Source organism: Mycolicibacter sinensis (assembly GCF_001673565.1).
GTDB classification, from domain to species: Bacteria; Actinomycetota; Actinomycetes; order Mycobacteriales; family Mycobacteriaceae; genus Mycobacterium; species Mycobacterium sinense_C.
Window position 1 is genome coordinate 80,556 of the sequence record NZ_LZMF01000137.1, and the last position, 22,571, is coordinate 103,126.

General features: G+C 68.5%; 24 protein-coding genes and 1 pseudogene. 10 read left to right on the top strand and 15 right to left on the bottom strand.

Features of this window, described 5'->3' with window-relative positions; translation table 11 throughout:
* Positions 1-4: 4 nt before the first annotated feature.
* Positions 5-1,033, bottom strand: a complete 1,029-nt coding sequence (locus A5648_RS20035) for an NAD-dependent epimerase/dehydratase family protein (RefSeq protein ID WP_234787489.1) — start codon at positions 1,031-1,033, stop codon at positions 5-7.
* Positions 1,030-1,509 carry an MPT63 family protein gene (locus tag A5648_RS20040; protein ID WP_065026220.1) on the bottom strand — a complete coding sequence of 160 codons (480 nt, stop codon included), beginning with the start codon at positions 1,507-1,509 and terminating at the stop codon, positions 1,030-1,032. The genes A5648_RS20035 and A5648_RS20040 overlap by 4 nt, the downstream gene beginning before the upstream one ends.
* Positions 1,510-1,784: 275 nt before the next feature.
* Between A5648_RS20040 and A5648_RS20045 the strand changes: the two genes are divergently transcribed.
* From A5648_RS20045 to A5648_RS20060, 4 genes are all read left to right on the top strand, one after another.
* Positions 1,785-2,453 carry a PAS and ANTAR domain-containing protein gene (locus A5648_RS20045; protein WP_065026221.1) on the top strand — a complete coding sequence of 223 codons (669 nt, stop codon included), beginning with the start codon at positions 1,785-1,787 and terminating at the stop codon, positions 2,451-2,453.
* Positions 2,454-2,526: 73 nt separating this feature from the next.
* Complete coding sequence (locus A5648_RS20050) at positions 2,527-3,549, top strand: chemotaxis protein CheB (RefSeq protein WP_428844362.1); 1,023 nt, start codon at positions 2,527-2,529, stop codon at positions 3,547-3,549.
* Entirely contained in the window at positions 3,542-4,297 is a 756-nt protein-coding gene (locus tag A5648_RS20055; RefSeq protein WP_428844363.1) for an STAS domain-containing protein, read from the top strand. Before A5648_RS20050 ends, A5648_RS20055 begins: the two co-directional genes overlap by 8 nt.
* 72 nt (positions 4,298-4,369) lie before the next feature.
* Positions 4,370-6,220 (top strand): CheR family methyltransferase, encoded by a 1,851-nt coding sequence (locus tag A5648_RS20060; RefSeq protein WP_065026289.1) that lies wholly within the window; start codon positions 4,370-4,372, stop codon positions 6,218-6,220.
* Here A5648_RS20060 and A5648_RS20065 read toward each other — a convergent pair.
* From A5648_RS20065 to A5648_RS20080, 5 genes and pseudogenes are all read right to left on the bottom strand, one after another.
* Positions 6,160-6,579 carry a hypothetical protein gene (locus A5648_RS20065; protein ID WP_065026223.1) on the bottom strand — a complete coding sequence of 140 codons (420 nt, stop codon included), beginning with the start codon at positions 6,577-6,579 and terminating at the stop codon, positions 6,160-6,162. The two genes, A5648_RS20060 and A5648_RS20065, sit on opposite strands and share 61 nt — an antisense overlap.
* On the bottom strand, positions 6,576-6,707 hold the full coding sequence (locus A5648_RS24760; RefSeq protein WP_342707280.1) for an ANTAR domain-containing protein: 132 nt from the start codon (positions 6,705-6,707) through the stop codon (positions 6,576-6,578). Before A5648_RS24760 ends, A5648_RS20065 begins: the two co-directional genes overlap by 4 nt.
* A 131-nt stretch (positions 6,708-6,838) precedes the next feature.
* Positions 6,839-7,315 (bottom strand): annotated as a pseudogene (locus A5648_RS24765) (hypothetical protein); the annotation flags it as partial.
* A gap of 115 nt (positions 7,316-7,430) precedes the next feature.
* Entirely contained in the window at positions 7,431-8,657 is a 1,227-nt protein-coding gene (locus A5648_RS20075; protein ID WP_065026224.1) for a glycosyltransferase, read from the bottom strand.
* Positions 8,658-8,685: 28 nt separating this feature from the next.
* Entirely contained in the window at positions 8,686-9,666 is a 981-nt protein-coding gene (locus A5648_RS20080) for a glycosyltransferase (protein ID WP_065026225.1), read from the bottom strand.
* A 294-nt stretch (positions 9,667-9,960) separates the two neighbouring features.
* Here A5648_RS20080 and A5648_RS20085 point away from each other — a divergent pair, with 294 nt between their 5' ends.
* The gene (locus A5648_RS20085; RefSeq protein ID WP_131810602.1) at positions 9,961-10,395 is read left to right on the top strand and encodes an STAS domain-containing protein; all 435 of its coding nucleotides are present in this window, start codon (positions 9,961-9,963) and stop codon (positions 10,393-10,395) included.
* Here A5648_RS20085 and A5648_RS20090 read toward each other — a convergent pair.
* The 3 genes from A5648_RS20090 to A5648_RS20100 form a co-directional block, all read right to left on the bottom strand.
* Complete coding sequence (locus A5648_RS20090) at positions 10,392-11,702, bottom strand: MFS transporter (RefSeq protein WP_267887841.1); 1,311 nt, start codon at positions 11,700-11,702, stop codon at positions 10,392-10,394. The two genes, A5648_RS20085 and A5648_RS20090, sit on opposite strands and share 4 nt — an antisense overlap.
* Positions 11,703-11,785: 83 nt before the next feature.
* Positions 11,786-12,940 (bottom strand): alpha-hydroxy-acid oxidizing protein, encoded by a 1,155-nt coding sequence (locus tag A5648_RS20095; protein ID WP_065026227.1) that lies wholly within the window; start codon positions 12,938-12,940, stop codon positions 11,786-11,788.
* A gap of 4 nt (positions 12,941-12,944) precedes the next feature.
* A complete protein-coding gene (locus A5648_RS20100; RefSeq protein ID WP_065026228.1) occupies positions 12,945-13,649 on the bottom strand; it encodes a cutinase family protein in 705 nt (234 codons plus the stop codon).
* A gap of 198 nt (positions 13,650-13,847) precedes the next feature.
* Here A5648_RS20100 and A5648_RS20105 point away from each other — a divergent pair, with 198 nt between their 5' ends.
* Positions 13,848-14,789: an esterase family protein gene (locus A5648_RS20105; RefSeq protein WP_065026229.1), complete on the top strand. Its 942-nt coding sequence runs from the start codon at positions 13,848-13,850 to the stop codon at positions 14,787-14,789.
* 20 nt (positions 14,790-14,809) lie between these two features.
* Here the strand turns inward: A5648_RS20105 and A5648_RS20110 are convergent, their stop codons facing one another.
* Both A5648_RS20110 and A5648_RS20115 read right to left on the bottom strand, forming a co-directional pair.
* A complete protein-coding gene (locus tag A5648_RS20110; RefSeq protein WP_065026230.1) occupies positions 14,810-15,562 on the bottom strand; it encodes an MBL fold metallo-hydrolase in 753 nt (250 codons plus the stop codon).
* Positions 15,563-15,608: 46 nt separating this feature from the next.
* A complete protein-coding gene (locus tag A5648_RS20115; RefSeq protein WP_065026291.1) occupies positions 15,609-17,069 on the bottom strand; it encodes an aminotransferase class I/II-fold pyridoxal phosphate-dependent enzyme in 1,461 nt (486 codons plus the stop codon).
* Positions 17,070-17,122: 53 nt separating this feature from the next.
* On the opposite strand from A5648_RS20115, the gene A5648_RS20120 reads away from it, so the two are divergent.
* Together A5648_RS20120 and A5648_RS20125 are read left to right on the top strand one after the other, a co-directional pair.
* Entirely contained in the window at positions 17,123-19,453 is a 2,331-nt protein-coding gene (locus tag A5648_RS20120; protein WP_065026231.1) for a molybdopterin oxidoreductase family protein, read from the top strand.
* Positions 19,450-19,932, top strand: a complete 483-nt coding sequence (locus A5648_RS20125) for a hypothetical protein (RefSeq protein WP_065026232.1) — start codon at positions 19,450-19,452, stop codon at positions 19,930-19,932. The genes A5648_RS20120 and A5648_RS20125 overlap by 4 nt, the downstream gene beginning before the upstream one ends.
* A gap of 3 nt (positions 19,933-19,935) precedes the next feature.
* Here the strand turns inward: A5648_RS20125 and A5648_RS20130 are convergent, their stop codons facing one another.
* Together A5648_RS20130 and A5648_RS20135 are read right to left on the bottom strand one after the other, a co-directional pair.
* Complete coding sequence (locus A5648_RS20130) at positions 19,936-20,271, bottom strand: hypothetical protein (RefSeq protein ID WP_234787492.1); 336 nt, start codon at positions 20,269-20,271, stop codon at positions 19,936-19,938.
* An 11-nt stretch (positions 20,272-20,282) separates the two neighbouring features.
* Positions 20,283-20,852, bottom strand: coding sequence for a type 1 glutamine amidotransferase domain-containing protein (locus tag A5648_RS20135; protein ID WP_065026234.1), 570 nt, complete (start codon positions 20,850-20,852; stop codon positions 20,283-20,285).
* 107 nt (positions 20,853-20,959) lie between these two features.
* Here A5648_RS20135 and A5648_RS20140 point away from each other — a divergent pair, with 107 nt between their 5' ends.
* Both A5648_RS20140 and A5648_RS20145 read left to right on the top strand, forming a co-directional pair.
* Complete coding sequence (locus tag A5648_RS20140; RefSeq protein ID WP_065026235.1) at positions 20,960-21,997, top strand: hypothetical protein; 1,038 nt, start codon at positions 20,960-20,962, stop codon at positions 21,995-21,997.
* Between the two features lie 14 nt (positions 21,998-22,011).
* Positions 22,012-22,308: a hypothetical protein gene (locus A5648_RS20145; protein WP_234787493.1), complete on the top strand. Its 297-nt coding sequence runs from the start codon at positions 22,012-22,014 to the stop codon at positions 22,306-22,308.
* Here A5648_RS20145 and A5648_RS20150 read toward each other — a convergent pair.
* Positions 22,301-22,570, bottom strand: a complete 270-nt coding sequence (locus A5648_RS20150) for a hypothetical protein (protein WP_065026237.1) — start codon at positions 22,568-22,570, stop codon at positions 22,301-22,303. The genes A5648_RS20145 and A5648_RS20150 overlap by 8 nt on opposite strands.
* Position 22,571 lies beyond the last annotated feature (1 nt).

Below are 22,571 nucleotides of genomic sequence, written 5' to 3' on the forward strand. Positions count from 1 at the left end.
TCGGCTAAACCGTTGCGGTGACGTCGATCTGGGGACGGAACCAGGCGATGGTGGCATCCAGGCCTTCGGCAGCACCGACCTTGGGCGCCCAGCCCAGCGATTCGCGCGCACGCCGGATGTCGGGGCAGCGGCGCTGCGGGTCGTCTTCCGCCGCGGCGATATGCCGGATCGGTGAGGCACTGCCGGAGCGCTCGCGAATCAATTCGGCGACTTCCAGCACGGTCAGCTCATGCGGACTGCCGATGTTGACCGGGCCGGTGACGTCGCAGGCGGCCAGCGCGATCAGCCCGGCAACCGTGTCGTCGACGTAGCACAGTGACCGGGTCTGCCGGCCGCTGCCGGCGACCGTGATCGGCTCGCCGCGCAACGCCTGACCGCAGAACGTCGGCACCATCCGGCCGTCATCCAGGCGCATTCCCGGGCCGTAGCTGTTGAAGATCCGGGCCACCCCGACATCGGCGGACCGGGCCCGGCGGTAGGCGAAAGTCAGCGCTTCAGCGAACCGCTTAGCTTCGTCGTAGACACTGCGCAATCCGATGGGATTCACGTTGCCCCAGTAGGTTTCGGGCTGCGGATGAACCAGCGGATCGCCATAGACCTCGCTGGTGGAGGCCAGCACGAAGCGGGCACGGGACGCCTCGGCGACGACGAGGGCGGCCGCGGTGCCCTGCGCGCCGGCCCGCAGGGTCGCTATCGGCATGCGCAAGTAGTCCGGCGGGGATGCCGCCGAGGCCAGATGAAACACCACGTCCAGCGCCCCGAACCGCCCGGGGTCGGCGAATCCGTCCGAGATATCGGCCTCGACAAACTCGATACCCGAAAGACCCTGCACTACAGAAAGATTGGCTTCCGACGCGGTGGACCGGTCATCGACGCACCAGATCCGCTGCGCGCCTTCGCCGAGCAGCGCCAGGCACAGCCGGCTGCCGAGAAACCCGGCCCCGCCGGTGATCAGAACCCGCTTCAGCGCACGGCCGGGGCGCACGCCGAAATGGGCCCGACCGAGATCGGGCCCATCGCGGCTCGGGGTCAAGCCTTGCTCGTCCAGATCAGCACATCCTGAACGCCGTCGTTGTAGACCACTCCGTCCGGCGCCGGGCCGGTGACGTCGAAGTAGATCTTGCCGTGGGCCTGATCGCCCTGGGCGATCGGCGTCGGCGGGATGCCGCCGGGCACCGGCACGTTGTTCACCACCCGGTAGGTGGCGCTGCTGGCGGCCCGGGCGTTGAAGTCGTTCACCAACGGTGTCACCGTCCCCTGGTCCGCACGCGCGGTCACGTCGGCCTGATACAGCTTGCCGTGGGGCTGGTACCCGGGAATCACCACGTTGGCCGGTCCCAGGTTGCTGACCGTGTACGACGTTGCCATCGCTCCGTCGTGGAGCTGTTCGGGCGTACCGAACGGTTGGATCGCCGGCTCGGCCATGGCGGTGGTCGCGGCGAAAACACTCAGTGCGGCGATTCCGGCTGCACCGGCGGCCGTCTTGGCCGCAGTCGTTGAGAGCTTCACTTCAGACTCCTTTCCGTCGAGTCGTGCCGAGCGGCGGTCCGTTTGCTCGAACAACACCGCCCGTGTCCCAGCGCGTACCCGACGGCGCCGTGGGCAAAACACCAACGCAGTTGCGCGGAGTAGCTAGATTGTGGATAGTTACGAAGCTCGGGCGTTCAGGAAGTAGCGCCGGTCCGGATCGTCCGTGCATTCATTCCTGCGATTCCTGACCGCGGTTTGCCCCGCCGGCCGGTGGAATCAGCTCATACTGTGTGGGTACGAGAAAGCGGGTATGTGTGGTCGGGGATGTCAACGCTCAGTTCACGGCGCCGATAGGCGATGACGACGAGGTCCACAGTGACCTCGACCTCGTCGTAGGCCACGGCGAGCCGCAGCGGGTCGGCCGATTTCGGTACTTTCTCGGCGAGCAGCGCTGGGAATGGTCGGACACGGTGGCCCGGATGCACGGCTATGAGCCGGGCACGGTGGAGCCCAACACCGAGTTGCTGCTGCAGCACAAGCACCCCGAAGACCGCCCCCAGGTCGCCGAGGTGCTGGATCGGGTCGTGCAGGGCGAGCCGTTCAGCAGCCGGCACCGCATCGTCGACACCGCCGGGCAGGTGCACTGGGTGATCGTGGTCGGCGACCGGATGCTCGACGACGACGGCGTGTTGACCGGTACGGCCGGCTTCTATGTCGACGTCACCGATGTGCTGCAAGCCGACGTCAGCGCCGTGGTCTCCGAGGTCGCCGAGTCGCGCGCGGTCATCGAGCAGGCCAAGGGTGTGCTGATGGTCGCCTACGGCATCTCCGCCGCGCGGGCCTTCGACATCCTGGTGTGGCGGTCGCAGGAGACCAACATCAAGGTCCGCGACCTGGCGGCCCGATTCCTGGCGGCTTTCACCGGCAGGTTGCCGGGCGAGGTGTTGTCGGATCTGGACCACACGCTTTTGACCGTGACCTGACGCGGCGACGCGAAGCCTGCGCTGGATATCGCCGCAGATAAAGGTTGCCTACCCAGTCGGAGTGGGTAGCCATCTGAAGGTGGTGAGAGCAATGGCGGACACTTCTGGCCCTTTGAACGTCGTCGGCGTGGGGGCCTCTGCCGGTGGGGTCGAGGCGCTGAAGAGTTTCACGGCCGAACTGCCGGCCGGATTGCCGTGCGCGATCCTGGTCGTGCTGCACATGCCGGCCGCCGCGCCCAGTGTGCTGGCCCGGATCCTGGATCGGCACGGCACCGTGCCGGCGGTGACGGCGGCCACCGGCATGCGCTTGGAGCACGGTTCCATGTATGTGGCCGCGCCCGATCATCACCTACTGGCCGACGACGGCCGGATCCTGCTCAGCGAGGGACCCACCGAAAACGGCCACCGGCCCGCGATCAACGCGCTGTTCCGGTCGATCGCACTGTCCCACGGCCCTCGCGCGATCGGGGTGCTGTTGTCGGGAGTACTGGACGACGGGGTGGCCGGATTGGGGGCGATCCGGTCGCGCGGCGGGGCGGCGATAGTCCAATCACCGGGCGACGCACTGTTCCCTGCGATGCCGCAGAACGCGATCAACGCCGGCGTCGTCGACCATCAGGCGCCGGCAGCCGAGATCGGTCGCCTGCTGGAGAAGCTGACCAGTAGAGAATTCAAGGACACTGAGATGGAGCGGGATCCACGGATGGAGCTGGAGAACCGGATCGCCATGGCCCAGCGGTTCTCCACCGATTTCGACACCGAAGAACTCGGGCCGCCGTCGGGGTACATCTGCCCGGACTGCAACGGTGCACTGATCGCCGTCGGTGAGGGCAACTACCGCTGCCACGTCGGGCACGCCTGGACCGCTGACGCCTTGCTGCAGGCCCGTGACGACGAAGTAAGCAACGCACTGTGGATCGCGCTGCGCAGCCTGCAAGAGAAGGCCAAGCTGTCGCGTCGGCTGGCCGGTGAGGTGCCCCCCGGCATCGTGCGCCAACGTTACGAAGGGCTCGCCCGCGAGGCCGAACACGCCACCTCCATACTCGGCCAGCGGCTGGCCGTCATCTGTGACAGGCAGGACGAGGGCCCTGAGTAACAGCTCGAGTCAGCTCACGGTGTCCACGGACACCGTGGCCAGAGCGTGCCTGTTGCGCGCGGTCGGCACGCTGGACAGCAGCACCTACCTGCAGATGCGCGACAGCGTGATCAAGGCGGCGCTGGACGAACCGCAGGCCGTGCTGGTCGACGTCAGTGAGCTGGCGGTACCCGTGCCCTCGGCGTGGACGGTGTTCACCAGTGCGCGCTGGCACGTGAACACCTGGCCCGATATCCCGATCCTGCTGATCTGCGCCCCACCGGCCGCTGCTGCGCGGATCAGCCACACCGGGGTGACCCGCTACGTTCCGGTCCATCCCGACGTCGACAGCGCGCTTGCCTCGCTGGTCATCGGCAAGCCCTTGCGCCGCCGGGTCCGCCTGCAGCTGCCACCTCGCACGAGCAGCCTGCGCGGCTCCCGCGACTTCGTGACCGAGTGGCTGACCAACTGGTCGCTGGGCGAGTTGATCCCGACCGCCAAGGTGATCGTCGATGTGCTGGTGGAAAACGTTCTGCACCATACCGGAAGCCCACCGGTGGTCCGGCTGGAAAGCGCCGGTTCCGCGGTCACCATCGCAGTGGAGGACACGGACGACGCCCCGGCCGTGCGTCGCGAAGCCCCCACCGGCGGCGCCGGCTACACCTCGGGCCTGGCCGTGGTCGACGCACTGTCGCGCGCCTGGGGCAGCAGTCCCACCCCCGGCGGCAAGACGGTGTGGGCGGTGGTAGGACCGGAGAACCTGCTGTAACCCTCCCGGCCCCGGGCGTACCCGCGAGTAATGTTTGCGATCGCGGCGATTCTGGCGAACGGACGGGGCGAGATGGAGACGAACGAGGAAGCGGACGAAGCGTTCGAGGCCCTGCTGCGCTACCTTCGTGACTCCCGCGGTTTCGATTTCACCGGCTACAAACGCGCTTCGCTGATGCGACGGGTGCGCCACCGGATGAGCCAGAGCGGACACGAGACCTACGAACAGTATCTGGACGTCCTGCAGGCCAGCTCCGACGAATTCTCGGCGCTGTTCAACACCATCCTGATCAACGTCACGGCGTTCTTCCGCGACCCGGACTCCTGGGACTACATCGCCACCGACGTCATTCCGCGGATTCTGGCCGAGCGCGGGCCCGACGACCCGATCCGGGTGTGGAGTGCCGGCTGCGCATCCGGCCAGGAGGCGTACACGCTGGCGATCCTGCTGGCCGAAGCGCTCGGCCCGGAGGCGTTCCGTCAGCGGGTCAAGATCTACGCCACCGACGTCGACGAGGACGCGCTCACCGAGGCCCGCGCCGCCACCTACGACACCAAGGCCATCGAGTCGGTGCCGCCGGAGTATCTGGAGCGGTACTTCGAACCCGCCAACGGCCGGTACACCTTTCATAAGGACTTGCGCCGCGGGGTGATCTTCGGCCGCAACGACCTGGTCAAAGACGCGCCGATCTCGCGGGTCGACCTGCTGGTGTGCCGCAACACCCTGATGTACATGAACGCCGAGACACAGCGCAATGTGTTGAGCCGCCTGCATTTTGCGCTGTCGGCGCAGGGCACGCTGTTCCTCGGCCACGCCGAGATGCTGCTGAGCCACAGCGATCGATTCACGCCGCTGAGCCTCAAGCACCGGATCTTCCGCAAGGCCGCCGGGTCGCACAACGGCCTGCAACGCTATGACCCCGCCGCATCGATGTATGAGCGGCACGGCGACGTTCCCGGCCTGGTGACCGTCCGGGAGATGGCTTTCCGGGCGAGCCCGGTGGCGCAGATCGTGGTGACCGGCGAGGACACCGTGGCGATGATCAACCAGCAGGCCGAAACGATGTTCGGCCTGTCCGCCCGCGACCTCGGGCGGCTGCTGCGCGACCTGGAGGTCTCCTATCGGCCGGTGGAACTGCGCGCCTATCTGGAGCAGGCGAAGGTCGAACGGCGCTCCGCCCGGATTCAGGACGTCAGCTGGCAGCGCCCCGGCGCCGAGACGGTCTGGTTCGAGATCCACGTCAACCCGCTGATCGACGGCGAGAACGGCCTGCTGGGTGTCTCGATCGTGTTCTTCGACGTGACCGCTACCCGGGCGTTGGTCGACAAAGTGGTTGCGACCAACCGCCAGCTCGAGGCGGCTTATGAAGAGCTGCAATCCACCAACGAAGAGCTGGAGACGACGAACGAGGAGCTGCAGTCGACGGTCGAAGAGCTGGAAACGACCAACGAGGAGCTGCAGTCGACCAACGAAGAGCTCGAAACGATGAACGAGGAGCTGCAGTCCACCAACGACGAGTTGCACACCATCAACGACACGCTGCGAGAGCGCAGCATCGAGCTGGACGACGCCCGCGGCTTCCTGGATTCACTGGTGAACTCGGTACATCTGGGCATGGTCGTGGTCGACCGGGAGATGCGGGTAGTGGTGTGGAACCGGGGCTGCGAAGAGTTGTGGGGGCTGCGTTCGGAAGAAACGGTCGGTATGGCACTGACCGGCCTGGACATCGGACTGCCGTTGGAGAACGTCCGGCCGTTGATCGGCAACGCCTTCGTCGACCCGGACAATCCGGGCGAGGCGTTGATCGACGCCGTCAACCGGCGGGGCCGCCCCACCGAGATCCGGGTGACGTGTACGGGTTTTCAGGCGCCCGCCGACGGCGGGGTGAAGGGGGCGCTGTTGCTGATGGAAGTGCGGTCGTGATCCGCCTGCTCCGCCCGGGACTGCTCGGCAGCCGCCAGCCGATGCAGCTGCGCCTCGGCACGGTGGCCCGCGGCGGCGTCCAGGTGCGCTTCCCCGTCGCCGTTGCCGGCCAGTAACGCCGCCTGCTCGTGCGCAGCGGCGGCCTTCAGGTGCGCCTCGACCGCCTCCAGGTGCCGCTCGGCGGCGTCCCGATGGGCCCGCTCCGCGCGCTCGCGCGACTCCTCGGCGCGCCGGCGGGCGGCCCCGGCATTCTCCGCCGAAACCGCAATCCCGGCCGCCAGTTCCTCACGCCGCCGCTGCAGTTCGGCGGCTCGCTGCCGGGCCAGCTCCCCGCGTGCGGCCGCCGCCGACGGGGTCACCGACCGGCCCCTTGTCGGCCGACCACCTGGTGTGCCACCTCGGCGAGCGGGACGTTCAAGTTCTGCGAGAGCCGCTTGAGCAGTTCGAAGGCGCGCACCGCATCGATGTCGAACCGCTCCATGAGCATCCCCTTGGCCTGGCCGATGACGTCGCGGGAGGCCAGCGCGCTGCGAACTGCTCGTCGCGGCGGACCATGTGCCAGGCCAGCGCGGCGTGGGTGGCCAGGGTCAGACCCAGCTCCACCGCATCGTCGTCGAAGGCGCCGGGCGATTCGGCGTAGAAGTTCAGAGCTCCGGTGCTGGTCTTGCCGGTGAACAATTCGAATACCAGGATCGACCGGATCGGGGTCGTTTCGGCCGCCTCCCGGCAGTAGGCCGGCCAGCGTTCCTCACGTGAGATGTCGTCCAGGCGAACGAGATGGTGCTTCCACGCCGCGGTCAGGCACGGCCCCTCTTTGAGGCGGCGTTGGATGTCGTCGAGCACAGCCGGGTAGGCGTCGGTGGCAGCCAGGGTCTGTACCCCGCCATCCGACGTCGTCAGCGTGACCCCGGCGTACTGTGCGCAGGGCATGTGGGCCAGCAGATTCGCGATAAGCGCATCCAGCGCATCGTCTGAGTGGACGTGTGGCCGCTGATCCAGCGTGTAAACCAGGCCCGCAACCTCGCGCATCATGTCATTGCGGGTCGTCACCGCCATCTCTTCGCTCCGCCCACGGTCGCCGTCCGGTGAATTCATGGTCCTCCGTTCAGTCGAGCGCGGCAACAGTTTCGCGCCCGCGCTGGCAGTAGGAGTGAAAATCGAGAATCCTCAAATGGCTCTCAGGAGTTACACATTCGCAAATTTTCGGCGGTTACCCCGACCCCGACGCCCTGGCCGCGGAATGGGCCGGTGCCGTTGCCGGCAGCAGCCGGTCATACACCCGCATTGTGTCGGTGGCGATGCGATCCCAGGAGTATCTCGAGCGGGCGCGCTCCCGCCCGGCGGCGCCGAACGCGGAGGCGGCGCGCCGATCCCGCAGGATGGCATTGACCGCGTTCGCGCAGGCACGCGGATCCTTCGGCGGTATCAGCAGGCCCGTCGCGTCGTGGACCACGGTGTCGAGCATGCCGCCCACCGCCGACGCCACCACCGGCACGCCGCAGGCCATCGCCTCCAATGGCACGATCCCGAACGGCTCATACCACGGGGTACACGTCACCACGTCCGCGGAGCGCAGCAGCGCCGGCATATCCCCGCGAGCCACCGACCCGTAGAGCGAAACCCGGTCCGCTACCCCGAGGTCGACAGCCAGCTTGCGCAACCGGCAGGCCTCCGGGACGGTGTCGAGTTCGGCACGTTCGGGGCCACCGGCGATCACCAGCTCGGCGGTCGGGACGGTGGTCAGCGCCTCGATCACGGTGTCAAATCCTTTGCGGGGCACGAACCTGCCGACCGCGACGATGCGGCGCCGCGCCGACCGCGGTGCCGACGGGCCGTCCGGCGAGAACCGGTCCACGTCGACGCCACACGGCACCACCGAGATCCGCAACCGGTCCCGGCCGAGGCGCATCAACTCGAATACCTCGTCGCTGCAGCCGGCCGTCACCCACGTCGCCTCGCGCGCCACCCGCGTCTCCAGCCGCAGCCGTTCGGCGGGACTGGTGTCGCGATGTCCCTGATGTCGCTGCTTGACCACGCCCAGCGCGTGAAACGTCTGGACCGTCGGCACCCGGCGGCGCTGGGCCGCCAACTGGGTGGCGATCCCCGACATCCAAAAGTGCGCGTGCGCGATGTCCGGGCGCTCCACGTCCCACTGCTCACCCAGATACCGCCCGAACGTCCCCATGTACTGCAGCAGTTCGTCTTTGGGCAGATACCGCGGCGGTCCGGCGGGTACGTGCACCACCGTGTAACCCTGCTCGGTTTCGACCCGCTCGGGCAGGTCGGGATCGTCACGGCGGGTGTAGACCTCGACGCGGTGGCCGCGCCGGGTCAGCGCTGCGGACAACTCGGCGACGTGGACATTCTGGCCGCCGGCATCGGCTCCGCCGAGCGCGGCGAGCGGGCTGGCGTGTTCGGAAACCATTGCGATCCTCATCGCGATCCTCCCCTGATACTGACGATGCTCATGCGCACTGCGCTTCGATCACCTGGTCCCAGTCGCTCAGGAACCGTTCGAGCCCGAAATGTTCGGTCGCGTAGTCGCGGGCCGCCTTGCCGACCACCTCGGCCAGGTAACGGTCGGCGACCAGCCCGCTCAGCGCCACCCGCAAGGTGTCGACGTCGGCGCTGACGACGCCTGCCTCCCGGGGCACCACCAGCGGCGCCATGGTGGAGGCCACCGCCACCACCGGCATGCCCAAGAACATGGCCTCCAGCAACGACAGTCCCAGCGACGTCCAGCGCGCGGTGTGCAGATAGACCCGCCGATGCGCCAGTTCCTTCATCAGCGGCCCGGTCCGCATATCGCCGTGGCCGGTGACGCCGGCGCAGCGGTGCGCCGGGTCGTTGAGGTCTTCGGTCCCGATCCCCCAGACGTCGACCGGCGCGGATTGCCCGAACGCTCCCAACAGGTCGGCCCCCACCGTGCGCCACCGCCGCACCGGTTCGTTGATCAAGGTGCCCGCCGCCGCGATGTCACCGGTATAGAGGTGTCCTGGGTCGGCGATGCCGTGGTCGATGACCATGGTTGGGGCCCGCCCGTTGTCCCACATCAGCCGGTTGAAATCGGTGACGTGGATCAGTGGGATGTCGTCGCGGTCGGCGATCGGGTGCCGGCTCTCCACCACGAATGGCCGCGGCGCGTTGTGCTCGACGTACACCGCGGGAACATCGATACCGGGCCGGCGGCCCAGCAGCCGGGCGGCCAGCTCTAGCTCGTGCGGGCGCTGCAGCACCACCAGGTCGATGTCTTGGTCGTGCAATCGGCCCGCCGGGACCTCGGACGCCCGCGGCCAGTCGCGGCCGCAGAGTCCGCGTCCATCCGGATCGTGGGGAGCGTTGACCGGAAGGAGGTAGCGGTGCGCGCCCGCAACGAAGGCATCCATCCAGGAGCCGTGCACGTGCCAGACGAGCACCGAACGCCGGGTGGTCTGCGGAAACGTCATAACCGCTTGTATCCCGCGGCGCTGGCCTCTAAACGCGGAAACGGCCCGGAAAGGGGTTAGCAGCGGTTTGCTGCAAGCGAATTCGCGAAGAACTCTCCGCAGAACCGTTACAAATCCGTTGCAAAGCCGCGCGCTTCGGCGTAGGTTCAGGGGCAGGTTGAGTTCACAGCCACCCGGAGGACGCGTTACCACGCAAGCCAGGGAGGCCCACTCCCTAGCTACTCATCCGTGCAGGGTGTAACTCGCGTCGGGCGCGATCCAACAGTTACGAATCTCGACTGATGGAGTGATCCAATGCCTGCACTCAAAGTGACGGGTCCGGCCTCGCCGGCGTCGCTCATAGATACCGTCCCGCCCTCTGATACCTGGGAAAGCCCCAACGCCCGTTGCGTCGCCCGCTGGGGGCGTTCCGGCGTGGTGATCAGCGTGTGCGGCGAACTCGACGCCTCCAACACCGGTCAGCTGGCCGGCTACGTGCAGCACTGCGCTGCTTACTGCGAATGGCTCATCCTCGACCTCAACGACCTGGAATTCATTGGTACCGCAGGTTTTTCCGCGCTGAAGGCGATCACTTCCCAGTGCTCCGATGCCATGGTCTACTGCACGACGGTGCCGGGCCCGGCGGTAACCCGCCTGCTACGGATCTGCGATCCCACCAACGCTTTGTCGACGACGGCGTCGGTGACCGAGGCGCTTGCCGGCGTGCAGGAATTGCGACGGGTGCACTAAGCCTCCCGCCCCTCGACCAGCTCGCGGGCCCGCGCCTCAGTTTCGACCGCGGGCCCCGAGCCGGGCAGGCGCCGGCCCGCCACCTCGGGCGTGAATATCAGCGCCACGGCCCCGATCACGCCGGCGGCAATCAGTAGGTAGGCCGGCGCGGTCGGGTTGCCGGTGCTCGAGACCAAGGCCTCGGCGATCAGCGGAGTGGTGCCACCGAACGCCGACACCGAGAGGTTGAAGCCGATAGCGAGCGCACCGTAGCGGACCTGGGTGGGAAACAGCGCCGGAAGCGTCGCGGGCAAGGTGGCATCGAAGCACAGCAGCATCACGCCGATCAGCAGCACCCCGGCGAACGCCATCGGAAAGCTGCCGGCCGAGCGAATCAGGGCGAAGGCCGGCACCGACAGGATCACCAGCATGGCGCAACCCAGCCACAGCACCGGCTTGACGCCGATGCGGTCCGACAGTCTGGCCACCGGCACCACGGTGGCCATCATCAGCAGCAGAGTCAGCACGATCAGTAGCAGCCCGGCGGGGTGCGGGACTTGCGCGGTGGTCTGCAGATAGGTGGGCAGGAAACCGGTGAGCAGGTAGTCGGTGACGTTGTAGGTCAGCACCAGCGCGATGCACAACGCCAGCGGCTGCCAGCGTCTGGTGGTACGGCGCAGCTGCGCCAGCGCGGACTCGTCAGCATCAGCTGTGCGGGCGGCCTGCTGGTAGGCGGTTGATTCCTCCAACCGCAGCCGCAGGTACAGCGCCGCCAGCCCCAGCGGAGCGCTGAGCAACAACGGGATTCGCCACCCCCAACTGAGCATGGCCTCATCGGTCAGCCAATTCTGCAGCCCCATCACCACCGCACCGGCGACGACGTAGCCGGCCTGTGAACTCAGCGGCAGAAATCCGGCCAGCATGCCCCTCTTGTTGTCCGGGGCCTGCTCGCCGACATAGACCATCGCGCCGACGTATTCACCGCCCGCGGAGAAGCCCTGCACCATCCGGGTCACGATGAGCAGAATCGGCGCGGCGATACCGATGGCCCGGTAACCGGGCAGCAGGCCGGTGGCGGTGGTGCCGAGCGTCATCAGCACCAGGGTGGTGACCAGCACCCGCTTGCGTCCGATCCGGTCCCCGAGTTGTCCGAACACCAATCCACCCACCGGGCGCAGCGCGAACGCCGCGGCCAGCGTGCCGAACACGCCGATCAGGCCGGCGGCACCGGAATCCGGATAGAACACTCGCGCGATCGTGGTGGCGAGGTAGCCGTAGACGCCGAAGTCGTACCACTCCATGAAGTTGCCGATGGCGGTGCCACGGATGGAGCGCCGGACTTCCGCAGGATCGGCGACCCGGATCTGATCGCGCCGCCAGCGTCGGCGACGGCGGTTGCGGCCGGCCAGCGTTAACTCACCGCTCGCAACGTTTCGGGCGTGAGGTCGCGCCGCGTCGGGTAGCCGTCGACGGCCATCAGCAGATCGACTTCAGCCAGCAGGCAGCGCAGCACGTGCACCACGCCGTCCACCCCGCCGAGCGCCAGTCCATAGGCGTACGGGCGACCGATTCCCACCGCGGTGGCGCCGAGCGCCAGCGCTTTGATGATGTCGGCGCCGCTGCGGATCCCCGAATCGAACAGCACCGGCAGCCCGTCGGCGGCCTCCAGCACCGCCGGCAGGCAGTCCAGCGCCGGCAGGCCGTTATTGGCCTGCCGCCCACCGTGGTTCGAGCAGTAAATCCCGTCGACCCCGGCGTCTTTGGCACGCCGCGCGTCGTCGGGATGGCAGATTCCCTTCAGGATCAACGGCAGCGCGGTCAGCGAGCGCAGCCAGTCCAGATCCGCCCAGGTCACCGGGCCGCCGAAGATCGGCAGCTTGCGCACCACCGCATCGGTCGGATCCTCGCCGTCGGAAAGGCCGGCCAGAAAAACGGGGTCGGTGGTGTAGTTGGCCAGACAGCCGCTGGGGACCTGCGGGTAGTTGCCCGCGCTCAGGTCCCTGGGCCGCCAGCCGGTGACCCAGGTGTCCAGGGTGAGCACTATGCCCTTGAAGCCGACCGCCTCGGCGCGGTGCACCAGGCTGGCGGCCATCTCCCGATCGGGTGGGGTGTAGAGCTGGAAGAATCCCGGGGTGCCGCCGCACGCCGGCGCCACGTCTTCCATCGGGTCACTCGACAAGGTGCCGGCCACAAAGGGGACGCCGGTGCGCGAGGCGGCGCGCGCGCAGGCCAGGTCCCCGTGGCCGTCCTGGGCGCAGACCCCGATGACCCCGATCGGCGCCATGAACACCGGGGCGTCCAGCCGCACCCCGAACAGCTCGACCGACAGGTCTCGCTCGGTGGGGGCCACCAGCATCCGCGGGATCAGGCCCCAGCGCTCGAAGGCACGGCAGTTGGCGCGTTGGGTGTGCTCGTCACCGGCGCCGCCGGCCACATACCCCCAGACCGAAGACGGCAGCGCGGCAGCGGCTTTGGCTTCCAAGTCGGCGAATGTGATCGGCAGCGCCGGGTTGTGGCCGGCGAGGCCGCGACGGTAGATCTCGTCCTGGTAGCTGGCGAAGGCCACCGGCTCACCGGTTCTGCTGTTGTTGCATGCGCCAGGCGACGAAGTTGGCCCCCTGTTGGACCATCGTCGCGTCGTCCCCGGAGTAGCTGTCGTGCGCGGCGAAATTCAGTCCCTCGGAGCAGACCGCGTCTTCCGGCGCGCACACCAGCAAGGTCTTGCCTTGATAGGACGGACCGATCACGATCGCGGGTTCCTTGAGGAACTGCATCGCCCGCTCGTTGGGCATCGCGAACAGCACGACCGCGGCGACGTGGTCGGCGATGGTGGGGTCCAGCGGCTTGGGTACCGTCGCCGGGTCGACACCGTCGGGTACCTGCGCCGAGGTGACGAAGCCCATCACCGCTGCGCCCTGCGAGTAGCCGCCCAGCACCATCTTGGTTCGCGGGCATGTGGTCGCCCGGGACAGCACGTGAGTGGCTGCGTCCCGAACGCCACCGACGCCGGTGTCCCATTGGTCGCTGGCCGGGTAGTCGACGGCGTAGACGGACGGGCTGTAACCGAGACGTGCGTTGAGCGCGTTGACGAACGCCTGCCCCGTCGGCCCGACACCGGGCGCCTCACCGGTGCCGCGCGCGAACACCAATTCGGTGTCGGGACACGGCGCAGCCCGCGCGGCGGGAACGCCGGGGGCGAAAAGCATTGCGGCACCGGCGGCCGCCGCAGCGAGCGCCAGAGTGCCAAGGGAATAGCGGGAGTCATGCTCGGACATGTCGGTGAAGGTGCCCCCCGTGACCTCGCCTCAAACCGCCAATTCCATGTTTTTTCCGGTCTTTTTCCGGGGCCGCTCTCTGGACAACCGTCGCCCACTTTGTTAAGACAAGAAGGTTAGGTGTCTGTCGACGTTTCCCCTCTCGCACACCCGGCCGGCAGGCCGTGGCTTTCGGGTCTGCGCGGAAGGGGAAACACCATGGGTAAGAACACCGCGGGCCGGGTGCGCCGGGCCGCCAACGTCATCGTCGCCGCCGGGATGCTGCCCGGGGTGATCGGACTGGCCGCTCCGGCCCCGCCCGCCGCGGCCGCCGGGCCGGAGTTCCTCTCTGTTCCCTCGCCGGGCATGGGCCACAACATCACCGTGGAATTCCAGGGCGGCGGCGCACCGGCGGTCTACCTGCTCGACGGTCTGCGCGCCCGTGACGACCGCAGCGGCTGGGACATCGAGACGCCGGCGTTCAACGAGTACGCCGGTTCCGGGATGTCGGTGGTGGCGCCGGTCGGCGGACGCTCCAGCTTCTACACCGACTGGTACGGGCCGGCCAACGGGCAGACCTACAAGTGGGAGACGTTCCTGACCAGTGAGCTGCCGAACTTCCTCGCCGGCCGGGGCGTGCGCTCGACCCGCAACGCGGTCGTGGGCGTTTCCATGTCCGGATCCTCGGCCCTGATCCTGGCGGCTTACCACCCGCAGCAATTCGCCTACGCTGCCTCGCTTTCGGCGTTGTTGACCCCGTCGAGCGGCAATGGCCCGATGCTGATCGGCATGGCGATGAACGACGAGGGCGGCTTTCACCCGCAGGACATGTGGGGCCCGGACGGTGGTCCCGGCTGGCAGCGCAACGACCCGACGGTCCAAGCCGGGCGGCTGGCAGGCGCCGGCACCCGGCTGTGGATCTACAGCGGCAACGGCAGCCCGTCGGAGATCGGCGAAGGAAGCCTGCCCGGCCAGGTGATCGAGCAGGTCGTCATGCAGAGCAACATCGCCTTCCGCGACGCCTACAACGGCGCGGGCGGACACAACGCCACGTTCAACATCGACAGCAACGGCGTGCACAGCTGGGGCTACTGGGGCGCCCAGCTGGCGGCGATGAAGCCCGACATGCAGAACACCTTGGGTGCCGGAGGCCGCGTCTGACAGATCGCTGACCTGCCGGCTCAGGACGGCCCGGCCGCCGACGCCGCCTCTGCTGCGGCGGCCACCCCGTCATACCAGGGCTCGCCGTGGCCGGGGAGCACGGTCGTCGCGCCGGTGCCGGCCAGCGCGGTCAGCGACGCCAGCGCTTCGGCGCTGTCGGCCGTCGCGGCACCCGAGACGATCTGCGGCCCCGCGACACCGGTATAGGGGTCAAGAGTGACCAGCGCATCCCCGGAGATCAGGGTGTCGCGGTCGGCCAGGTGCAGAGCGCAGTGGCCCAGGGTGTGTCCCGGGCTGAACACCACCCGCGGCCGGCCTGGGACATCGAGTTCAGTGCCGGCCGAATAACAGGTGGTGTCGGAGATGCCGCGCACGAACAGCGCACCGGCGGCGGCCATCCGCAACAGCCCCGGTATCGACTTCGGGTAGCGCAGCGGATAGATCAGCCGGCTGCGTTCGTGCGCGTAACGAGCGGGATGCGCGGCCAGATACTGATCGGCGGCGTGCACCCACACCGGCACCTGCCACCGGTGATGGACGCGCCGGGCCGAGCCGACATGGTCGAAATGAGCGTGCGTCAGCACCACTGCCCGCACCTCGTCGACCGACCGATTAAGCTGTGCCAGCACCGTTTTCAAGTGCCTAAAGGTGGCCGGCAGCCCGGTGTCGACCAGCGTGACGCCGCTGTCGTCCTCGATCAGGTAGACATTGACTCCCGCATGCGCCAGGCGGTGGACGCCATCGGCGACGTTGCGTTCGAGTACGCCTGCCATGGCCCCGGGCTACCCCGGCCGGGCGGGGGCAAAACCCGCACCGCCCTCAGGCCACCACCCGGATGTGCTCGAGGGAGGGGTCCGCGGCGTCGGGCAACGCCATGCCGGCCGCCTGGCCCGAACGCAGATAGTCGACGACGGCCGTGTCGAGACGCTCGCCGGGCACCACCGCGGGCACGCCGGGCGGGTACGGCGTGATCTGCTCGGCCGCGATACGCCCGGCGGCCCGCGATGCGGCGACCATCTCGGTGCGGCCGAAGAAGGCGTCACGGGGAAGCAGCACGCTTTCCAGCTGTAGCTCTTCCGGTGACGGCAACCTGATCGGCCAGGGCTGTTCGAATGACCTTGCGGCGGCGCGCCACCCGCCCAGCGCATCCAGCAGCCGGTCGGCGGTGCTGCCGTCGTCGGCGAAGGACATGGTGGCCAGGATGCGCCGATGATCGGCCAATCCCACGTCGAGGCAACGATGTTGACGCAGCCAATCTCGGGCCTGATAGCCCGACGTACCGGTGCCCGAGACATCCACCAGCACCTGCATCCGGTCCAGGTCGTGGGAGGCCTCCTCGCCCAGCAGCACATGCTCGAGCACCGCGACGTCGGGCAGCTCATCGATGCGACCCCGCACGTCGCGCGCCAACTTCAGTGCGGCGTCCAACATTCCGTGTCCGCTTCGCATCATCTGACGGCGCCAGCCGTCCAGCGCCGCGTAGATCGGCACACTGGGGCTGGTGGTCATCAGCAGGTCGGCGCAGGCGGTGAGCCGCTCGCGGTCGATGAGATCACCCTGCACGTGATAGACCGAGCCCTGCTCGAACCCGGCACCCATCTTGTGCACGCTGACCACGCAGACATCGGCGCCGGCGTCCATCGCCCAGGTAGGCAGGCCGTCATGGAAAGGCAGGTGCGCGCCCCAGGCCTCATCGACGATCAGCGGCTTGCCGCGCTGATGGCAGATCTCGGCGATGGCAGCCAGGTCCGCGCAGGTGCCGTACGGCGACGGGCTGACGATCAACGCTCCGGCAGCATCGGGGTGCTCCTCCCAGGCACCGGCGACCCGCTCGGGTGACGGCGGATGACTGAAGTGCCGCTCGGCGTCCCAGCGCGGAGTGATCCAGCGCGGCTGGATGCCGGAAAAGATCAGCCCGCCCACGATCGATTTGTGGCTGTCGCGCGGCAGTAGCAGCCCGCCGCTGTCGCCGCCGGCCACCGCCATCATCGCCGCGCGCACGGAAAGCGAACTGCCGCAAGTAGAGAAGAACGCCATCTCGGCGCCCACCGCGTCGGCCATCAGATCTTCGGCGTCGGTGAGAAACGCTCCGCCCGCCTCCCAGTCGTCCAGCCCGCCGCGCGCGAGGATGTCGGCGCGGAACAGATCAGACCCCAGCACCTCGCGCACCGCCTCGTCGGCACCGCGGCCCCGGCGGTGTCCCGGTGGGCTGAAGCCGTAACGGTTTTTGCGGTGGTAATCCGCCAAGGCGTCCAACACAGGTGCTCGGCGGTGATCCATATCGGCCATATCGGCTAGGCATACCCAAGGCAAGCAGCGGGTAATCGGCGGTCATGACCGACCGGATCGCCGAGCCGTGGGGTGCCCGAACCCCCTACGCCGCGGGCCAGCAGTGGCCCGATCGGGTGGACACCGAGCTCGCCGCGGGAGTCAACGCCGACGAGGTGGCGTGGGCGCAGTCCGCGGCGGTGCTGCACTCCAATGGCGACGGCCTCGACATTGCCAGCCACGACGGCCGGATCGTAGGGGTGCGAGGCCGGCGCGTCGACCGGGTCAACCATGGACGGCTGGACCCCAAGGACCTGTTCGGCTGGCAGGCCAACAACTCCCTCGATCGGCTGACGGTGCCGCTGGTGCGAGAACGCGGCCGGCTGATCGAATCGGACTGGGAGACAGCGATGGATCGGATCGTGGCGACGAGCCAGGCGCTGCTTCGTGACATCGGCCCGAGCGCGATCGGCTTCTATACCAGCGGCCAGCTGATGCTCGAGGAGTACTACACGCTCGGGGTGATCGCCCGCGGCGGGCTCGGCACCAACCACGTCGACGGCAACACCCGGCTGTGCACCGCCACCGCCGAGTGGGCACTCAAGGAGACCTTCGGCTGCGATGGCCAGCCCGGTTCCTACACCGATGTCGATCATGCGGACGCGATCGCGCTGTACGGGCACAACGTTGCCGAGACCCAAACCGTGCTGTGGTCACGGATGCTGGACCGGCTCGCCGGCTCCGACCCGCCACAGATCATCTGCGTCGACCCACGCGAAACCCCGGTCGCCAAGGCAGCCACGGTGCACCTGGCGCCGACCCCGGGCACCAACCTGGCGTTGATGAACGGCTTGCTGCACGAGGTGATCGCGCACGAGTGGGTGGATCACGACTACATCGACGCCCACACCGTCGGCTACGAGCAGTTGGCGGCCTGCGTTGCGCAGTATCCGCCGGAGCGGGTCGCCGAGATCTGCGATGTGCCGGTCGCCGATCTGCGGCGCGCCGCGGAGATCCTCGGTCATGCGCGGCGCCTGCTGTCCACCGTGCTGCAGGGCTTCTACCAATCCCACCAGGCGACCGCGGCGGCCGTACAGGTCAACAACCTCAACCTCATTCGCGGCATGCTGGGCCGGCCCGGTGCCGGCATTCTGCAGATGAACGGGCAGCCGACCGCGCAGAACACCCGGGAATGCGGCGCCAACGGGGACCTGCCGGGGTTCCGCAACTGGGAGAACGACGCGCATGTCGCCGAGCTGGCGCGGCTGTGGAATGTCGAGCAGGCCAAGATCCCGCACTATTCCGAGCCGACCCACGCCATGCAGATGCTGCGCTTCGCCGAGCAGGGCAGTCTGCGGATGCTCTGGGTCAGCGCCACCAACCCGGCGGTGTCGCTTCCGGAGCTGCACCGCATCCGGCGCATCCTCGGCCAGACCCGGCTTTTTCTGGTGGTGCAGGACATCTTTCGCACCGAGACCGCCGAGCTCGCCGACGTGGTGCTGCCGGCCGCGGCGTGGGGCGAGAAGACCGGGACGTTCACCAATGCCGACCGCACGGTGCACCTCTCGGAGCAGGCCGTCGACCCGCCCGGGAAGGCTCGGGCCGATCTCGACATCTTCTGCGACTACGCGCAGCGGATGGGCTTTCGGGATCGCGACGGCGCGCCGCTGATCTCCTGGAAGGATCCCGAGTCCGCGTTCGCGGCCTGGCAGCGCTGCAGCGCCGGGCGCCCCTGCGACTACACCGGCTTGAGTTATGACAAGCTGCGCGGTGGTAGCGGAATCCAATGGCCGTGCAACGCTGAGCATCCCGAGGGCACCGAGCGGCTGTACGCCGATGGTGAGTTCTGGGCTAAGCCCGACTACTGCGAAAGCTACGGCAAAGACCTGATCACCGGCGGGGCGATCGACGAAACCCAATACCGGGCAACCAACCCGGACGGCAAGGCGGTGCTGCGGGCCGCCGATTACACCCCGCCGCACGAGCACCCCGTCGACGACGACGAGCTGTGGCTGACGACCGGCCGCACCGTCTACCACTTCCACACCCGCACCAAAACCGGTCGGGCACCGCAACTCAACGACGCCGCACCCGAGGCCTGGGTGGAGCTGTCGGCCGGCGACGCCGAACGCCGCGGGATCCGCGACGGCGATCCGGCCGTCATTCGTTCGGCGCGTGGCTGCGTGCAGGCCCGCGCCAAGGTCGGCGGCATCCGCGACGGGGCGGCGTTCCTGCCGTTTCACTACGGCTACTGGGACACCGAAGGCGCCGGCCACCACCGTGCCGCCAACGAACTCACCATCACCGACTGGGACCCGGTGTCCAAACAGCCACTGTTCAAGACGTCGGTGGTGCGCATCAGCAAAGGCGCCGAGGCGGACAGGAGCGGCTGGTGAAACTCGTCCTGGCACTGCGGGAGCTGCACCGCTCCGAAACGTCGCTGGCGCACCGGTTCCGCCGGGTCGGCGAGCGGCACAAGGCCGATCACGACATCTTTCACCTGTGCGCCGATCTCGCGGGCTGGTCCGAGGACCACGTCGCCAAGCTTGCGGGCGCCGGACGCAGTCACGGCGTGCGTCTGGCCGAGTCTCCCCCGCGGCCGGGCCGGGTGCTGTCGTCGTTGCGGGAGCTGACCAGCGTGGGGCTCGGCCGGCGCCCCGAACCGGGCCTTCTGCTGCTAGCTGATCTGCGCAGCCTGCACCTGCACGCCGCCGCGGTCTCGGTCGACTGGGAGCTGCTCGCTCAGGGCGCCCAGGCCGCCCGCGACCAGGAACTGCTCGAGCTTTCCGCACGGTGCCATCCCGAGACGTTACGGCAGATGGACTGGGCCAACACGAAGCTCAAAGAGCTTGCGCCGCAAGTTCTGATGTCGTGACCGCTAGCGCCGGAACGCGATGACCAGTGCCAGCACGTCGAGGGCAAGCAGGCCCCAACCCACCAGCGGCACAACGAAGCCGCGTCGCCGCCCGGCCGTGAAGAACGAGGCGAGAATGGTCAGCGCGGCGATGACGGGCGCACCGTAGTAGAGCACGCCGAAGACCGCTCCGCTCGGTCCCAGGTCAGGACATTCGGCGGTGCTGCAGGCCGCGGTGCTCATCACCGCGCCGGTGGCGAACACCATCACCAATGCCGCCCCGGCGACGGTCAGCAGGGCAGTCACCCAGTTGACCCATAGCCGGGCGCGGCGGTTGTCGGTCTCGACCGGTACCGGCATCGGCTCTCCGGTCACAACGCAACCTCCCGGCTCTGCAACTCATGCACCAGCGCGTCGCAGAAGGCCGGCAGGTCGTCGGGCTTGCGACTCGACAGCAGGATCGACGGTCCACCGTCGCAGCGCACCAACTGCTCATCGACCCAGTCGCCACCCGCATTGACGATGTCGGTGCGCAGGCTCGGCCATGACGTGATCCGCCGCCCGCCAAGAACTCCGGCTTCCACCAGCGTCCACGGCCCATGACAGATGACCGCCACCGGCTTGCCGGCCTCGAAGAACTCCCGCACGAACGCGACCGCACGGTCATTGGTGCGCAACTGGTCCGGATTGGCCACCCCACCGGGCAGCACCAGCACGTCGAAGTCGTCCGCCGAGGCATCGTCGACCACTCGGTCCACGTCGAACTCGTCGGCGCGGTCCAGATGATTGAACGCCTGGATCTTGCCGGTCTTCGTCGACACCAGCACCGGTTCGGCACCGGCTTCGCCAACCGCCCGCCACGGCTCGGTCAGCTCCACCTGCTCGGTCCCCTCAGGCGCCACCAGAAACGCGACCCGGCGGCCCCTTGCCGATTCGGACATCGACCTCCCCTTTCGCCGAAACTTCGGACACCTGCTGCCATACCCGATGGCCCTACCGCACAAACGGACCGGTGTAGGCGGCCGTCACCGGGGGTACCCCGGCCATCATGAGATGGCAGGGCTGGTGCGGCACGGCGGTCGCCGGCGTGCTGGCGAGTGCTGGCTGCTCAGCGCCGGGACAGTCGTTGCTCAGTGCGCCGGAAGCCGTGTCGGTGCAGGTGCAGACGCCGCTGCGCGATCCGGTGTGGTCGTATCGCACCGGGTCGCTCATCGCGCTCACCGACGACGGGCGGGTGGCGGCCATCGATCACGCCGCTGACCCGGATGCGGTCACCACCCGGCTGTCCGCGCCGCTTCACGCCGGGCGCAACCTCCAGATCAGCGGCGCCGACCAGACCACCGTGTTCGTCCCGCAGCCGGCCCGCGGCCGGGTCGCGGCGGTCGAGCTGAGCAGTCTGGAGCAGACCGGTGAAATCGACGCCGGGCCGGCGCCGGCCTACCTGTCCCAGGACTCGGGCATGCGGGTGCTGCTCGCGCTGTCCGCCGACGGGGCGACGGTGACCCCGGTCGAAGAGCACGGCCTGCGGAAGCTGCCGAGTGCCCGGGTGACCGCGGGCGCCGCCGGCATCCTCGATGGCGCCAATCGTGGGCGCGCCATCGAATACCACGTCTACGGTCCGGGCGGAATCTCCTACTACAAGGGGCCGTCCTCGCCGCCGGAGCACCGCGGCAGCTACGACACGAAAGTCACCGCGGCCGCCGGAGACGGCACCGCGGTGAGCCGGGCCTATCTGGCCGACGCCGACGGCGACACCCTGTACGTCGTCGAGTCCGCCCGCGGCGGGCACGGGTTGGAGGAGATCGGCCGTTATCCGGTGTCCTCGCCGATCCGCTACCTCGGCTCCGACGACACCCGGATCTATGCCGCCACCGACACCGGTGTGACGGTCTTCGAGTCGGCTACCTTTACCGGCTTCTCCCACGGCAGCATCCCGATGCTGCGCGTCCTCGACTACCGGGCCGGTCTACCGTCCGGGCCGGCCCGGTCCACCCCTTTGTCCGGCATGGCGATCGGCCCCGACCGGGTGTATCTGACCTTCAAGGGCCAGCCGCTCGTGGTCAGCGTCGCCAAGCCGCGGCTATGAGAACGGAGGTTCCCGTGCCGGCGACCGACCGCGTCAGCATCGACGACGACGTCGCGGTGCTCACCGAGCAAGTGCGCGCATTGCGCGAGCTGGGGCAGCGCGCGCAGGTCGAAGACGTGCAGATCTACGACCTGAGCATCCGGTGGGGCACCGCACTCGCCGGCCGGCTGCGCCGGCTGGCGTACTACTACGGCCGCGGTGTGCTCGACGACGACGCCGAGCACCGGCTCGCCCAGGTCTGCGACGACCTGCGCAGCGTGGCCCACCTGGTGGAGCGCTTCGACCTCGCCCGTCCCGACCTGCCTACTTAGCCAGAAACTCCTTATAGCGCAACCGGATCGCGGTTCTGGGCTGTGGGCACGACGGCTCACGACAGGTCAGCGCAACCAGGTAGGCGTCATGGTCTTCGTCGAGGAACAGAAAACCCAGGTACAGCGCGCGGCCCACCGCGAAATCGGTTCCACCGCAGGCCGCGCAGCGCCCGCCCCGCACTCTGACCAGCTCGGACACCCGGTCGCGGGCGACACCGTCCACGTCGATCAGTTCCGGGCGAGACTCCGCGGTGGCAGTCATC